This is a genomic window from Prosthecobacter fusiformis (assembly GCF_004364345.1).
Lineage (GTDB): Bacteria > Verrucomicrobiota > Verrucomicrobiia > Verrucomicrobiales > Verrucomicrobiaceae > Prosthecobacter > Prosthecobacter fusiformis.
Window position 1 is genome coordinate 1 of the sequence record NZ_SOCA01000013.1, and the last position, 16724, is coordinate 16724.

Annotated in this window: 2 protein-coding genes; both read right to left on the bottom strand. The window is 58.5% G+C overall.

All coding sequences use genetic code 11. The features are described 5' to 3' along the window. Positions 1–287: transposase (locus EI77_RS21230; RefSeq protein WP_133795664.1), on the bottom strand; the 287-nt coding region annotated here is incomplete at its 3' end. A gap of 182 nt (positions 288–469) precedes the next feature. After that, positions 470–15958 carry a beta strand repeat-containing protein gene (locus EI77_RS21235; protein WP_133797327.1) on the bottom strand — a complete coding sequence of 5163 codons (15489 nt, stop codon included), beginning with the start codon at positions 15956–15958 and terminating at the stop codon, positions 470–472. Positions 15959–16724: the final 766 nt, after the last annotated feature.

A 16724-nucleotide genomic window follows, 5' to 3' on the forward strand; every position in this document is an offset into this window, starting at 1 on the left:
TTGAGCAGCCAGATGACTTCGAGGTTGCGGTGAGTCAGGCGTTCCAGTTCGCGGCTGGAACGCACGCGGTTGAGGTAGCCGTAGAGGTAAAGCTTGAGCAGGTCTCCCGGTGCATAGCCTGGCCGACCGGTGGCCGCCGCCTCCACAGGAAGCTTCGCCTGCCGGAAGTCCAGTTCATCAACGAAGGCGTCGATGAAGCGCACGGGGTTGTCTTCGCTGAGGTAGTCCTCAAGGCTTTGCGGCAGCATCCAGGCCTGACTGCGGTCATCTCCTTGAAGGTAGCTCATGACAACTGTTGCCCCATCAAAAATGCCCCTTCAAGGGTTTTGACACAGTCTCTGGCGCGAGCAGCCACAGGGAACCCCACTCGCTGGCGCGAGCAACCACACCGAAAAAAAAATCAGCCCGGATCTGGTGGATCCGGGCTGAGTCCCCTGCCCCATGAGGGAGCAGGCGTGAGCGATTTAAATCAACGACGACGGCGGAAGAAGAGGCCGAACAATCCGAAGAACAGGAGGAACATGCGGCTCGGCTCTGGGATGACGAAGACAATGCCGTGGGAGCTGAAGTAACTCGTATTCCAGCTCCGGCCGACGCCGAGGTCAGGCAGATTCAGGAAACCGTGCGTTCCGGCCAGGGTACCGGCGGCACCACTGTCATCAATGGAAGCCCAGTCCACCAGGTGGAAGACGGCACCATAGTCTGGCACGTAGCCATTCAGGAAATCGCCCGAGATGGTGAGGGTGGCGTTGATGGTCTGCACCCCAGTACCAGTGATGTTGATCTGGTCATGCTTGGTGGTGGAGTCGTAGCTGTCAGTCCAGTCTGAGGGAATGACAAAAGTGCCAGGATTGGCCTGATAGGCGGCGACAGCATCCGTATCGATGACCGTTGCGCCACCGATCTGGAAGAACAGCTCGGAACCGGTGTTGGCCGTGAGCGTGCCCACCGTCAGCTGGCCGATGGTGCTGACGCCCAGGGCATCCATGGAGCCTGGAGTGATGCGCCCCGTGGTGGTGACACCGCCAGAGATCCGTCCCGTGCCGCCCAGGAAGGCCCCGGCAGACACGGTGACATTGCCTGAGCCGGTGGCGGAGGCGAAGCTGCTGGGGTTATTGGCCAGGAGACCTCCTGCACTGACTGCGGTATTGCCAGTGTAGAAATTGTCCGAAGTCAAAACCAGCAACCCAGAGCCGGTTTTTGACAGACTGCCTACAGCACTTCCATTGGTGATCTGGTTGTTGATCACCACTTTCGCACCCGTGCCGACTGCAAGCCCTAGGGTGCGTACCGTGGTGGAGGCATTGGCGATGGAGAGTATATCACCATCAAAGGTGGTCACCCCGGTGTTCGTCACGGTCAGCGTGCGGCTGCCGGTGGACTGATTGAAGTTACCGGTGAAGAGCAAGTCTGCCGATCCTGTAATGGTGGCGCTGCCAGTGAATTCAAGATTGCCCAAGACTGTATCGAAGCTGCCGATGTTCAAAATGCCTCCCGCAAGGGTGAGATCCGTGCCGGATGGCAGAGCATTGGCCACACCGTAGGTCAGGGTACCGGCGGTGATGGAGGCTGGCCCAGTGAAATCCCCTGCAGCATTGAGGGTCAAAGTACCGTTGCCCAGCTTGGACAGTCCGCCAGCCCCCCCACTGCCAAAAGCATTGGCAAAGGTGACGTTGTTACCATTGGTATCAAAAACACCACCGCCAAGGCCCAGCATCATGTCACGGACTGTCGGGTCAAAGGTGGAGCCTGTGGCCCAGCGCAGACCGCCGCTGAAGAAGTTCAGCCCGCCGCTGCCCAGACGGTCCAGTGCAGAGACTTCAATGAAGCCTTGGTTGAACCAGGTGCCGCCGGTATAGGTGCTGGCATTGGAAAGTATCAGCAAGCCAGCACCCGACTTGGTCAGGGAAGCATTACTGGTGGTGAGGGAGGGCGTCACCGTCAGGCTGCTGGTGGCATTGGTGACATACATGATGTATTCATCCGTGGCAGTGCGCAGCTCGGAGAAGCCGTTCAAGGTCATGCCATTGGCAGCAGTGGTGGTGGCAGCCAGCAAGGCACCGCTGCTGAGGGTGAGCACATCCGCCGCTCCACCGGTGACGGTGACTGCAGCCGTGCTGGAATCCAGCACCAGGGAATTGATGGTCTTGCTGCCGCCAGTCAGTGCAGCCAGCGTGCTGGCGGAGAACCGGACGTTGTTCTGCGTGGAAGCGGCGAGCGCGTTATAACCGGCTTCATTTTGAATGTATTCAGTGGTCAGCAGCGGACGCAGACTGGAACTGCCCGTATCATAGGTGACAAAACTGTTCCCCAGGGCCGTGGAGCTGCTGGCATCCCCAACCATGTAGGGGTAAATGCTGCGGTCCGTGCCACCTGCACCGGTGCCGCCGATGGCACCGGAGGGAAGTGTGCCGAAGGTGACGAGACCGCGCCTGCCGGATGCGGCACCAAGGCTTAAACCGCGCACGAGCACCGTGGCCTTGTTGTTGCGGACGAGGTCTGCGGCCGTGAGGCGTGCCGCAGTATTCGCGGCCGCATTATTCGCCTCCACCATGATGACGTTATGCCCGGCCCCGAGGACGAGGCTGCCGATGGTTTCGTTACGGATTTCTCCCTCATCATTGTCATTGCGAATACGCAGCCCGTTGCTACCAGCCGTATAGTTCAGGGTCACGCTGGCAGAATTGCCGATGCGGTCGGTGTCATTGTCACCCTCCTGGTCACTGAGCACGGTGCCCGCACCATTGATGGTGAAGCTGGCGGCATTGACCAGGATGCCAGATGTGGAATCCAGGTGCAGAAGCCCCTGGTTAACGATGACGTTACCCGTAAACAAAGTGCTGTTCCCTTCCATCTCCTGGGTGTTAGCTCCATTTTTAATGAAGGTGCCTGAGCCTTCCAGAGTGCCTGTAAAGACGGGCGTGGTACCTGAGTTGTTCAGCAGCGTCAGAGTACCCGTGCCGATGTTCACCCGGCCGCCGTCCGCACCGCCGCCAGCCAAACCGGCGATGGTTTCAGAACTGTTATTGAGATCCAGCAACGCCCCTGTCCGGTTGCGCAGGGTGACGATGGAGCGGTCACCAATGGCCTTGCCGCCAGAGATGCTGAGGACACCCTCATTGATCGTCGTCTGCCCCGTGTATAAATTGTCCCCATTCAGGATCATGGTGCCCGCACCGCTCTTGGTCAGAGCCAGGTTGCCATTTACAAGAGAGGCGAGGGTGAAGCCATTGCTGCTGTGCTGGTGCACGATCAGTTCTGTCAGGATGGTGGAGTCAGTCACCGGCAGGCCACTGCTGATGACACCGCCGGAGATGCTGGCGCTGGCGGCACCTTCTGCAATGAGGATGCCCCCGCTGGTAAGGGTGAGATTGGCATCACTACCCAGGACCAGATTCGAAGCGTTGGCCGAATTGAAGACTAGGCTGTTGATGCTGCCAGTTTCGACGATTCCGGTATAACCGGAAGCATCGCTGACATTGTCTCCGGCCAGCCAGGTGCTGACGTCATCCTTCAGCACGGTGGTCGCGGCCACAATGTTACCGTTGACATCCACGGAGGCAAAAGCTCTGCGGCTGTATGAAGCCCAGCCCCCCAGGGAGGTAAAGCCGTCCGGGTTCTCGGAGGTCGTCACGAAAATGGCATTGGCCGAAGAGGCCTCAAAGCTCATCGTGGTGCCCAGCACCAGACGCGTGACCGCTCCCATGTCGAAGGTCAGCTGCTGGCTGCCAACGTTGTTGATCTGAATGGAGGCTGCCCCGGCGGTTGACCCCAGGGTGACACCATTCACCGTTTCCGTAAAGGACAGGGTCTCATGACCGTCCATGATCAGGGTGCCGCCATTGAACGTCAGCAGTCCACTGCCGATCTTCTGCGTATTGCTGTCCGTATAGTCCAGGCGCAGGAGCCCGTTGGTAAGGGTGGTGGTGCCGCTAAGGCCAGTGTTGTTGCTTTTCAGGATCACTTCACCCGCGCCGTTTTTAACGGTGTTGGCCGTGCCGGTGAGGTTGATGCCTTCGATCGTGCCGCGATACAGATTGAGGCTGGTATTCACCGTGATGGTACCGCCATTGCCGGTGATGAGGCCTTCCAGGCCGGCCCCAGTCTGGCCCAAGTCCACACGCGGGACCGTAATGTTAAACGTGTTCATGTTCAGGATGCCTGCGACACCGGCAGTTTCATAACCGATCAGCAGGCCATCGATGCCCTGCGCGGTGCTGGTGACATCATCGGTCAGGAAGTTCACCTGGCCACCGTTGCGGGCGTAGATGTAATTGCTGCTGCCGGAAGTGAATGAAAGGCTGCCCGTGGTGCCCAGATTCAGCACAGAGCCGGTGTTGGTCACACGCAGGTCATCCGCCAGTGTGCTGAGCGCACCGCTGAGGGTCCAGGTGCCGGAATTCACATCCACGTCCGCCGAGGTTCCTGTCTGGGTGATGCCGCCCGAGATGACGCCGGAGCTGGTGGCATTACCCGTGAGGTTCAGCGCAAAAGCGGCAGTGCCGTTGATCGCTCCGCTGTAGGTGATGACGGCATCATTCGTCCCGAAGCTGCTCATGCTGGAAGTACCCGTAAAGGAGATGGGACGGTTTGTGGACTGGCTGGCGGCTCCGATGAACTGGAGATTGCCCCCGCTCAAAGTGATGGTGCCCTGTCCCAGGTTGCTGGCGGCTCCGCTCACATCCGTGACAGTGCTGAACTGCAAGATGCCAGTAGTCACTCTGACATTGCTGAAAGTATTCGCCCCGGAAAGCTCCAGTATGCCGTTGCCAGTTTTTGTCAGGCTGCCATTGCTGATCACGCCGGAGATCACGGCCTTATCTGTCGTGGCGGTGGTGTTGTCCGTCACAGTGACCGTGCGGGTGCCGCCATTGAGATCAATGTTGTTCTGGAAATTCACCACGTCATTGGCCGTGAGGGAGCCAAAGATGAGCGGTGCACCGTCACTGACAAAATATTGCGTGCTGCCCCAGACCAGGGTGCTGGGCGGCAGGTCTGGCACGCCGTCCGTGTTTGTGCCGCCGATGTTGACGTACAAGGTGTCGCCCTGTGCGGCGAAACCGCCCCCAGCCGTACCTGCGGCCCACTGCACCTGATTGTTCCCTGTACCGAGGCTGCGGGTGAAATCACCAGAGCCCTCAAAGACCCCGCCATTGAGGATCAAATTACCCGTTGTGTCCAGGCCCAGGATGGCCCCGGCATTGATCTGGTAAGTGCCGTTGAAGTTGTAATTGGTCACGCCACGGATGTCGAGCGTGCCTGTGCCAGCCTTCGTGAAGAGGCCGCTGCCGATGACGGTGTCCATCTCCCAGGACATGTCCACTTCCGCCGCAGAGCTGTTGCCGATGTTGACGGTGATGCCGGAGGTGCCCAGATCCAGCGTGCCATCTCCATCAATGATCGTGGTCAGATTGCTGCCGGTGGATGAAAAGGTGATGGCGGTCGGGGCGAGGGTGACCCCATCGCCGATGCGGATCAGTGTCGAGCCGCCAGCAGGCCCCCCACCTGTCGTCAGGGTCGTCACTGCATGCCTGGACACGGTCCCTTCCAGCAGCAGGGTGCCGTTGCTGACCGTCAGCGTTCCGGCACCCAGCGTGGCAGCACCGCTGAGTTTCAGAGTGCCTCCCAGATTGGTGCTGTTGCCCAGGGAGGTGTTTCCGGTATAGAAATTACGCTGGGTCAGTTCCAGGCTGCCATTGCCGAATTTGGCCAGGGAACTCGTGGACGGAGTGCCGTTAAGGAATGACCCGTTCAGCACGACGCTGCCGCTGTCATTGACGGCGATGTTCAGCGTGCGGCCGGAAGTTGAATCCGTAATAAGCGCGTTCCCATTGATGGTGACGTTACCGCCGCCATTGACAGTCAGGGTACGGGACGCGGCGGAAGTGGAGGTCGTGAGCATGCCGTCGAAAATCACATCCCCTTCCGCATACAGGGTGGCATTGGCCGTCAGTGTGAGACCGCCCAGGGTTGCGTCAAAGCTGCCCATGTCCAGCGTGCTCAGGTTCAGCACTACATTGGAACTCGTCGGCAGGGCATTGTCCACGCCATAGCGCAGGGTGCCACCTGTGATCGTGGTGGTGCCGCCATAGCTGGCTGCGGCATTCAATGTCAGGATGCCATTGCCTGTCTTGGTGAAACTGCCGGCCCCGCCATTACCGATGCTGTTGGCCAGCGCCAGATCATGGCCGTTGGTATCAAGGGTGGCAACACCGGAGAGGAATGCGATGCTGCGGGCGGAGAGATCATCGCCAGAATACGCGGCATCCAGCAGAAGAGTACCGTTAGCAAACAGGAGATCGCCACCATTACCGCCGATGTTGTCCAGATCCGAAATCTGTAGCACACCTTCATTGATAGCAACACTGTCCAGGCCCAAGTTGCTGGCCGTCAGGATCAGAGTGCCAGGACCAGATTTGGTAAGGTTTGCCCCGGTCGTGGTGAGCGCGGAGTCAATGGAGGCGGAAGAGCCCATCACGTGGAAAACGTATTCACCCGCCGTCGGACTGACATTGATGCCTGTGAATCCGCTCAGCGTTGAGGAGCCTGTGCCGCTGAAAAGGAAACCGCCGCTCTCCACTGTGAGGGGGCCGGTGCCGTCACCCGTCAGATCCACGATGCCGGTGCCTGTTGATATAAGCAACGCACGCAGAGCCTTGTTACCGGCAGCGGCGGTGGTGCTGGCACTGACCAGCACGTTTTGAGTATTCGTCACCGCATCCCAAGTCACCGCATTCGTCACGTTGAGGTATTCGGTGCTGAGATTCAAAGGCCGCCAGGTTGCATTGGCCCCACCGGTGGTCGTGAGGAAGCTGTCTGCCGCTACCGTCCCCCCCGCAGATGAGCCGATGGCCCACGGAATGACCGGCAGGCTGGTGGTGGTGCCAGTGCCATAGCCGGTGAAGGCGGCCGCAGACTGGAACTGGCCGCGCCTGCCTGTGGTGTTTTGAGTGCCCAGACCACGCAAGACCATGGTAGCTTGGTTTTGACGCACAATGGAGGACGCACGCAGGACGGAAAGGGCGGCAGCGTCAGAGCTTGTAGCATCCACACGCACGGAACTCACACCGGAGCCAAAGGTTACCACGCCAATCTGTTCAATGTGGTCATCCGCCTGGTCATGACGGTAGAAAAGGGAATCCGTGGTGGAACCACCGCTGTTGAGGAAGAACGGCACATCATTGGCCACACGTCCAGGTGTGCCCGTATTCACCGTGATACCGTGGTGCTCAATAAAGAAGCTGCCTCCATCGCTGACGTTCACCGTTGTGCCGGATGGCACCTGGGTGAGCTGGTTGTTGTTTCCATTGATATCAATGGTCAGGCGACCACCGCTGACGTTGACCACACCCTGCGGCCCCAGGTTCAAGAAACCGTCCGTGATCACCAGCGTGCTGGCACCGATGCGGGTGAGCGTGGCCGAGCCGGAGGTGGCGTTGATATTGCCATAGAAAGTCCCGCCAGCGATCTGGTTGATGGTCAGCGTCTCGCCATTGGCTATGTTGACCTGCATGTTTTTGTAGTTGGTCGAACTGCCGCCGGAGAGGGCGCCGATGGTTTCAGAATCCACCACGTCCAGGACCACACCGGTCGTCGCCTCCATAATCACCGCTGCCCGGTCACCCAGGGCATTGCCGCCTTGCAACCGCACGGTGCCGCCGGAAAGACGCAGCGTGCCGTTAGAGGTGTTGGTGGCGCTGTCCAGCACCAGGGTGCCGGAGCCCGCCTTTGTCAGCGCCAGCGTTCCGTTCATCCGGGAGGTGAGATTAAAATCAGCCGTGCCGTCATGCGTGATGATCAGCTCGTTCGTGCCGCTGCTGATGAACCCGCCGCTGATGCCTGCCGTGCCGCTCACGTTGCTGGTGATGAGGATACCACCGCTAGCGATGTTCAGCGTTTCATCCGCTCCAACAGTGACCGTGCTGCCGGAGGCGGCATCAAAACGCAGACTGTTGATGCTGAGGCTGCTGGCCAAGGTGCCGGTAAAGCCGGTGCTTTCCGTGATATCGGCCCCGGCTGTCCACATGGCTACATCATTGATCACAGTGCTGTCAAATCCGGTGATCTTATCGTCGATGATAGTGGCAAAAACAGCACTGCCATTGCCTAACTGGTAAGTGGCCCAGCCGCCCAGGATATCCCCTGCCCCGTTCTCGGCCGTGGTGACCAGACTCCCCAAAGTGGTGGAGGGATTGAAACGTAGGGTGGCACCCAGATTCCGCGTGATGCTGCCCACCTGCAGGGTGGCCGCCGCACCGGCGGTATTGATGCGCACGACGGCAGGCGCGGGATCTGTGGAAGAACCCAGGGTGAGGTTTCCTGCATTCGTTGTCACCGCCGTGCTGGCATGGCCGTCGATCTGGAGGGTGCCACCATTCATGGTTAGGCCCGCCGCGCTGATCTTGGCACCCGTGTTGTCGGTGTAGTCCAGCACCAGGATGCCGTTATTGATTGTGGAAATGCCAGCACCGGTCACGGTGTTATCGCCGGAGAGCGTGACCGTATTGACCGAGTTCTTGGTCAGCGTGCTGCCGCTGCCAAAGGTGATGTCTCCTGAAATGCTGCCATTGTTGAGCACCAGACTGCCACCCTGGCTCAGCGAGCCGGTGATGCTGCCGCTGCCATAGTTTAAGCCGCCATTGTCTGCACTGATGGTCGCCCCCAGATTGGTCGTGCCGCTGATGGCGATATCCACTTCCACGACACCATTGCGTATGCTCATGGTCGTGGCACCAAATGACCCGCCCCCCACACTGTCAATGATGCTGCCGGAAAGATCCGGAGAGGACACATTGTTTGCAGCTGTACGGCCGATCAGGATTTCTGTCACCGTGGAGCCTGTAGTTCCATGGATGTCCAGGATACCGCCGCTGGCTGTCTCTGTGGAAATGTTAAAATCATCCACATCGGTGGTTAGCGCACCATTCACCGTCAGCGTGAGGAGGGCATCCCGGATGAAGAGATCATCGCCTGTGAAGGCATTGGCCACATTGAAGATCAGTTCACCGCTGGTGATGACCAGATTGTCCACAATGGTCGTAGCACTATCCATCCTCCAGGTGCCGGTGCCGTTCTTGTTCAGGTCTCCCGTGTTGCTGGTCTGCACGAACTCACCGGCGAAAATGCCGTAGCCTGTACCTTCCAGATTCAGACTGTTGACCCCCGGATTAAACACACCCGTGTAGGTGATGGTGGCCCCGCCCGTGCCGGAGGCATCCAGAATGCCGGTGGTTGTGAAAGTAATGCCCCGGTCCGTTTCCTGGTCCGCACCGCCGATGAACTGCAAGCGCCCACCGCTGAGAGTAATGCCATTGGTGCCCTGGCCCAAGTTGCTCGGGCCGCCGCCATTGTCACTGACGGTGCTGAATTGAAGAGTACCAGCCGAGACGGTGATGGCCCCTTCAAAGGTATTGTCCCCGGCCAGTTCCAAAGCGCCGTTGCCCGTTTTGGTAATGCCGCCGTTGCTGAGCACCCCGGAGATCACAGCTTTGTCCGCCGTGGAGGAGGTATTGTCCGCCACACTGAAGGTGCGCTCGGCACCGGCTAGATTGATGTCATTGGTGAAGGTCACCACATCGTTGGCCGTCACGGAGCCAAAGATCAAAGGGGCCCCGCTCTGAACAAAAAATTGTTCACCCCAGGTCAGGGAAAGCGGTGTCGCCACCCCGCCCAGCGTCACGGTCAAGGGACCACCCGCAGCAGCAAACCCGCCGCCCGCCGTGGTCGTGGTCCACTGCACTTGATTATCCCCGGCTCCAAGGCTGCGGGTGAAGGTGCCGCTGCTCTGATACACACCACCATTGAGCAATAGATTGTTATCCAGTGCGCCCAATCCCATGATCGCGCCCGCACTCACCGTGAAGGTGCCGTCAAAATCGTTGTTGGCGATGCCGCTGAGATCCAGGGTGCCATTGCCCGTTTTTGTAAACACACCGCTGCCGATGAGGTTATCTATGCTCCAGATCATGTCCGCATCCAAAGCCGCATTGTCAGCGACACTGACGGTGATGCCACTGGTGCCCAGATCCAGCGTGCCATCTCCCGTGATGGTGGCGGCCAGGGTGGTGGTGCCGCTGTAGGTGATGGCGGTGGCCTTCAGGGTGCGGCCTGCACCCACATCAATCAGCGCCGAGGTGCCCGCTGAGTTACCCATGGTCAGGGTAGCCACGGACTGATCCGCGCCTTCAATGAACAGGCTGCCCGCAGTCACCGTCAGGTTGCCCGTGCTCAGCTTGCCTGCGCCCGTCAGCCGCAGGGTACCATTGTTGTTGTTCAGCGTCGTTGTGCCGGTATAAGTATTGGCAGCAGTCAAAGTCAGCGTGCCGCTACCGGAATAGGCGAGTGCACTCGCACCTGAGCTCAGGCCATTGGTAACGAGACCTGAAATGAGCACATCCCCTGTGCCGTTGAGGGTCAGCGTGCGGGCCGTCGTAGTCGTACTTTCAGAAAGGCGCACTTCCCCAGCCAGCACCACTCCCTCCCCGGTGGTATTCACCGTCAGCGTGCGGCTGGCTGCGCTGTTCAGCCACATGCCGTTGAAGGTGATCTTGTCATCCCCGGCGATGATGAAAGTGCCGCCATGGGTCACGTTATTGGCGATGGTGCGGTCGGTGCCGTTGGAAAACAGAGTGCCTGTGGTCAGCAATGCAGTGCCCGTTCCAAAGGCGCTGTCCGTCCCCAGGATCACCTTGGCAGCGGCATTGCTGATGGTGGTATTGCCTGAGTGCGTATTTACGCCGTTGAGCGTCAACGTGCCTGTGCCTGTATAGCTGAAGGCGCTGTTGCCGGTTCCGGTGCCGTTGGAAATAACGCCTGAAATGAGCACATCCCCCGTTCCGTTGAGCGTCAGCGTGCGCGCCGTCGTCCCCGTACTTTCAGAAAGACGCACCTCGCCAGCCAGCTCCACGCCGCCAGTGGTATTTACCGTGAGGGTGCGGTTGCCGCCACTGTTCAGCCACATGCCATTGAAGGTGAACTTATCCTCCCCGTCGATGGCGAAAGTGCCACCGTGGGTCACGTTATTGGCGATGGTGCGGTCGGTACCGTTGGAAAACAGAGTGCCTGTGGTCAGTATGGCATTTCCCGTCCCAAATGCGCTATCCGTACCCAGGATCACCTTCGCCGCTGCATTGCTGATGGTCGTGGGGCCGGAGTGGCTGTTGTTACCATTCAGTTCCAACGTGCCAGTCCCAGAATAAGTGATGTTGGAGGCGCGGACCGTGGAGCTGGGATTGTCCGTGATGTTGGCATTGACGATAGTATAACCGGAACCGTTGAAGGTCATCGTGCGGGCGGACCCACTGTCATTGTTGCGCATGACTGGAGCGTCAAGCGTCAGCTTTTCACCCTCAATCAGGTTGTTGGTAATGGTGGAACTGCCGCTGCTGCTGCCAAAAAGGATGGACGTTGTCGCATCAATACTGATGGAATGCTCACCGATAAAGGATGCCACCGTATTCCCGGCCACGGTGAAGATGGCAGTGTTTGTCAGCATCCGGTCACCGCCTTGGGCGAAAAGATAACTGTTGGAAACCGTCAGGTTTCCAGAGCCCATCGCATTGTCATGGCCGATCCCCAAAGCACCTGCGCTGACGCTGACCGTGCCGGTCATTCCGATGTTGTTCCCAGACAGGATCCAGGTCCCGCCGCCTGTCTTGGTGACGGCTAAAGGACCGTCGAAATTGGCCAGGTTGCTACTAATCTCATTGGCATCCGTGTTCTGGCCCTGCAACGTCAGCGTCTTGGTGCGTGCGGCGATGTAGTTGCCCGAGTTCACCACATTACGGAGGATGAGTGCCCCCGTACCACTGGACTCGATGGTGGTCCCACCAGGACTGGTCGTGCTGGAGGCCGTGCCAGCCATGTTAATCAACCGGTCCGAAGTCTCTCCGCTGCCGACATAAATGAGTGTGCCTGCGGTAGTGCCACTGCCAATGCTCAGCGCCCCAGTGCCTGCCCCCAGGCTGCTGGAGGCCATCCCACTACCACCGACAGAGGTGACGACCAGGGCACCTGCGCTGATGGAGGTATTGCCCTCATAGGTATTCGCCCCCAGCAATTGCAGGCGCCCGTTGCCGGACTTGGTGATGCCGCTGGTCCCAGTGCCACTGATGTCGCCAGACAGGGTGGCGAAGTCAAAGGCGGTGCTGGTGTTGTCGCTGACGGAGATCGTTCGAACGGCACCATTGAGATTGATGTTATTCACCATTTCAACATCGAAAAGAGCGGTGGTGGAGCTAAGGACCAAGCTGCCGGAGGTCATGAAACCGCCGCTGCCCCAGGTCAAGTCCGTCGGGCTGGCTGTGCCGCCAATGGCCACCAAGAGCCGGTCCGTGGAGGCAGCAAATCCGCCCCCTGCACTCCAATGCACACTCCCAGCGGTGGCTGAAGAAGCCAGCGCGCGGTCAAAAGTACCGTGAGTCTCCAGCACGCCCCCGCCTAAAACAAGGGCGCTAGTGGTTGGCAGGCTGCCCCCATCAATAGCGCGCAACGCACCACCGCTGATGGTCGTGGAGCCGCTGTAACTGTTGGACTGGTTACCCAAAATCCAAAGGCCCGCATCCGCCTTGGTCACACTGGTAGCTGCACCACCGTTAGTATTATTGATGATCCGTAGATCAAACTGGTTATCACCAATGGATGCCCCGCCCAGAGTCAGGAGCTGAGCGGCCGTGATGCCTGTGCCAAAGGTCAGGGCCGAGGTGCTGTTCCAGATCAGGGTGGCATTATTTTGGCCGTTGGATTGAATGCGCGCACCGGTACCTCCCAGGGTGAATTCACGGTCGATGCTGATAGATTCCAGTCCCGTGTAGCTAAGCCCGCCCGTGGAGCCAGTAAAGATCAGGCTCTGCGCGTTGTTATCGGCATCACCCATGCCGATACCACTGGCCTCTCCAATATCCGCCAAGTATGCCACGGAGACTACCCCGGTGGAGGCGATGGTGGTGCTGCCGGTATAAGTATTCAGCCCGCTCCACGTCTGAGATCCAGACCCCGTTTTGAATACGGAAATTTTGCCCGCGCCGTCCTCAATCAAGCCCGTAAAATTACCAATGCCATTGCCATTCCCTACTGTCAGGATCGCCGTGGTGGTGGCAGCGGAGTTCGTGACCGTACCCGCCCCGTTAAAGATGCCGATGGCTGTACCGGAATTGACTCCATTGAGATCCAGGGTTGCTCCCTGGCGGATATTCAATGCCGCACTGGCTCCGCTAATGCGGCTGCTGCTGCCCGAAAGCTGGAGAGTCCCTTCATTGATGTGTGTGTCACCTGTCTGGGCATTGACTGCGCTCAGGACCAGAGTACCCAGGCCGTTTTTCGTCAGGCCACCGCTCGTACCACTGGTCAGGATGGAAGCGATGGTCAATTTGTCCACTTCCCCATCCACCCGCACCACCAGGGCACCTGCACCACCGGTGGTGATGCCTGTGCCACCCGTGATGGTGGAGTTGCCGCCCGTGGCCAGGATGCCCCCGGCTGTGTTTGCTCCGCCAACATTTATCGTGAGGGTCTGGGAGGCATTCAAAGTCAGCGTGTGGGCTCCATTGATACGCAGCGTGCTGATCGTAACGGCATCCGCATTGAAGCTGCCGGTGATCTCGTTGTTCACGCCTGTGGTCAGAGCGGTGGCGGATGTCACAAAGTTTGCATCCGTCCCATAAACTGGCGCACGCAGCACGCCGCCATCCGAATACGCGAAGTGGGAGCTATCGAAGTAAACGTTAGGACTCACCAGCCCGGTAGCCACGCCCGTCAATGTCACTTTATTCGAAGCATCTGAACCGACAATATTCAGTCCATAGCCGGCGCCGTTAGTGGCCCCGGCATAGGAGGAGAAGACCAGGGAAGCCGTGCCGCCAGCACCCGGCGTCAGCAGGATCGTACCAGCTCCGGCAGTCGGCGTCAGCGCGCCCAGGGTCTCGATGTTGTTCTGAGCATCCCGGCCCACAAACTCCAGCGTGCCGCCAGCGGCCTGGGTCAGCGTATCCACATTGAAAAGAATGGCGGAGGCATCCTGAATGATGGTGGATGATGCCGCATTTGCCCGCACCTTCAGCACACCATCGGTGATCGTCGTCGTACCCGTATAGGTATTCGTTCCAGACAAATTCCAGGTACCCACGCCCGACTTTTGGAGGGAAGTGGTAAAACCGGTGGAATTCGGGATAGCCCCACGGATTTCGTTATCCAGCTTATTGGTCCCGCCCAAAGTCAGGATCTTGTTGCCCAAACCGGTAGCGGTGAAATTTGAAGTGAAGATGAGTGCCGAAGGTGCGGTGCCCGCCTGGTCGGCATTGAGGGTGACAGCGGCCGAGGTGCCATTTAAGTTGATGGTGCGTGTGGTCGTCTCCCCTGCTCCGGTGCCAGGTTGGCCCAGGTAGGTCAGGATCCCAGCCGTGGTGGTGGTGCTGCCTATATTTACCGCTGCGGTGCTAGAGCCAGGATTTGCCCCCAGGGAGCCAAAGCCGGAGATGAGCAAGGCACCGCCACTGGTGTTGGTGGCACCCGTATAGTTTGAATTCCCCAGGATGGTCAGCGTGCCAGTGCCGCCCTTGGTCAAGACATGCGCCCCACCCGTAGCGAGGATCCCCCCGGTGACGATGGTATTCCCCGTTCCGGTGAGCGTCAGCACGCGGGCGGTGCTGTCACTGTTCTTCCAAAGGTTCGCATCCAGCGTAGCCAAACGGGCATTATTGGTCAGTGTGGTCTGATTCCCACCACCTCCGCCCATCTCACCATCCAGACCCGTTAAATGCACGGTATAACCGTTGCGCCCGCCTAGGGTCAGGTTGCGGTTGCTGCCGCCAAAGGAAAAATTACCCATGTCCACTTCCACATTCAGGCCGCTGCCATTGATAGCCCGGTCCACAAACACAGTGCTGCTACTGCCTGCAAGCTGGATGTTTTTATTCTGAAAATCAGGAGCATCGGAACGGATTTCAAAGATGCCTCCGTTGAGGCCGATGGAGGCGACCGCCGTGCTGGTGCCAATGACGGCTGAGGATGAAACGCGCAGGGAACCAGTATCCACCCGGACCGTGCCGGTGAAGTCGTTATTTACATTCGTCAGCGTCATCCCGCCGATACCCGTTTTGGTGATACCCCCTATTCCTGTCACCAATCCGTCCACCATGATGTTACCCGCCCCCTGAGTGGTCAAACTGCGTGTGGTCCCCTGGCTGATGGTGAGGGTGCCGGAGATCTGAAGATTGCCAAAATTGGAGGCAATACGCGTATCCTGCCCCCCTGAAGCACTCGTCTGGATATCACCCGTCAGGTGTACATTGCCTACCGTCGTCAAAGCCGAACCAAAATTGTTTGAGCCGCCGCCGCTGATGTTCAGATCCCGCTCAAATTCGAGGGTGGAATCCCACCCGCTGAGCAGCAGAAGATTTCCCCCCCCATTGCCCACGGACGTATTGCCTGTGATGATTACGGCATCCGTAGAGGCTCCCAACTGGGCCTCGTCGCTGATGATCAGGGTGCCATTGCTGACGGTGGTCACTCCTGTATAGTTATTGCTGGCATTCGTCAGCCAAAGGGTCCCCCGTCCTGCTTTATTGAACCCTGCCGTCCCGGTGAGTAAACTGTCCACAGACACCGTATCCAGGAAATTCACATCCATGAGCCCACTGCCCAGCTCCACACTGCCCCCCGAGAGCAGGTAGCTGTCATTGAAGGTGATCTGGTTGGCCAGGCTGCCGTTCGCCAGCACAATAATCTCCGGATTAAGCAGCGGAGCTGTATTTGGAATCGGTGAAACAAAGAACACATCATCCACCAAAGTGGGTGCCACCAGCGTGTCCCAATTGCTGCCATCAGCCCAGTTGTTGTTATCATCGCTTCCCGCCGTCCAGGTCGTCGGTGCCGCAAACGGATGCGTCAGGGCGAGGAGGTGAAAACACATCATGCTCGCGGTCACTGTGACTCGAAACAGGGGACGTTTAAGGTGGCTCATGGGTGGGGGTTGGGGGTCGGGGAAGACACCGAATCCTCCAATTCGTAGGTGAATCGGAATTTTCGTGAATTTCCCCGGCTTTTAACGAGATCCTGGAGCGAGGTTCGAGATTAAATTTCGTTCCAAAAAAAGAGCGGTTTCAGCATGCTAAACCTTATTCTTATGCAGATACAAAGTATTGACACCTCCCCGCGACGCCTGCCCCAAAGGCTCTGTGCCGAATGCCCAGCCCCTGCTTTCCGAGACCTAAAGAACCGACCTTTTGCCAATTCCTGCCCAGGTGATTCTAGCCCCGCAAGGCAATACACAATCACTTGAACCCCATGCCTAAAGCTCCCCTTCCCGCATCGTCTTGAAGATTCCACAGACCTCCAGGCATGTTACAGGATCTTTCAAAAAATCTGCTTCCCTCACCTCAAAACAAAGAAACACCTTATTTATGATATGCCTCAACTTTATCCATTTCAGGCCGGAAAGCAGCCTCAAGCCACCATCATTTACCTAAAATAAGCATGCGCAAAACCATCATTTAAAGATTTATTCCCCCATTTCCAAAGGCATGCTTTGCAGGGCAAAAAGAAACGGCCACCCCAAGAAAGCCATCACCCTAGACCCAGAAAAGGGAATCTACAGTCCCCCTTTTCCCCTGCCCCATAGCAGCTCAAGCCCCGGACCTATCGCCCGTCATCCCGGTGCCATACCCCGCCTAAAAAAAGGGGGAGCCGTGAAGCTCCCCCTTTTGAATGCAGAACCAGCGCCGGATACG

Bases quoted from the DNA above. Each gene is read 5' to 3' on its own strand.
- EI77_RS21235 (WP_133797327.1), bottom strand. From the start codon at position 15,958: ATGAGCCACCTTAAACGTCCCCTGTTTCGAGTCACAGTGACCGCGAGC.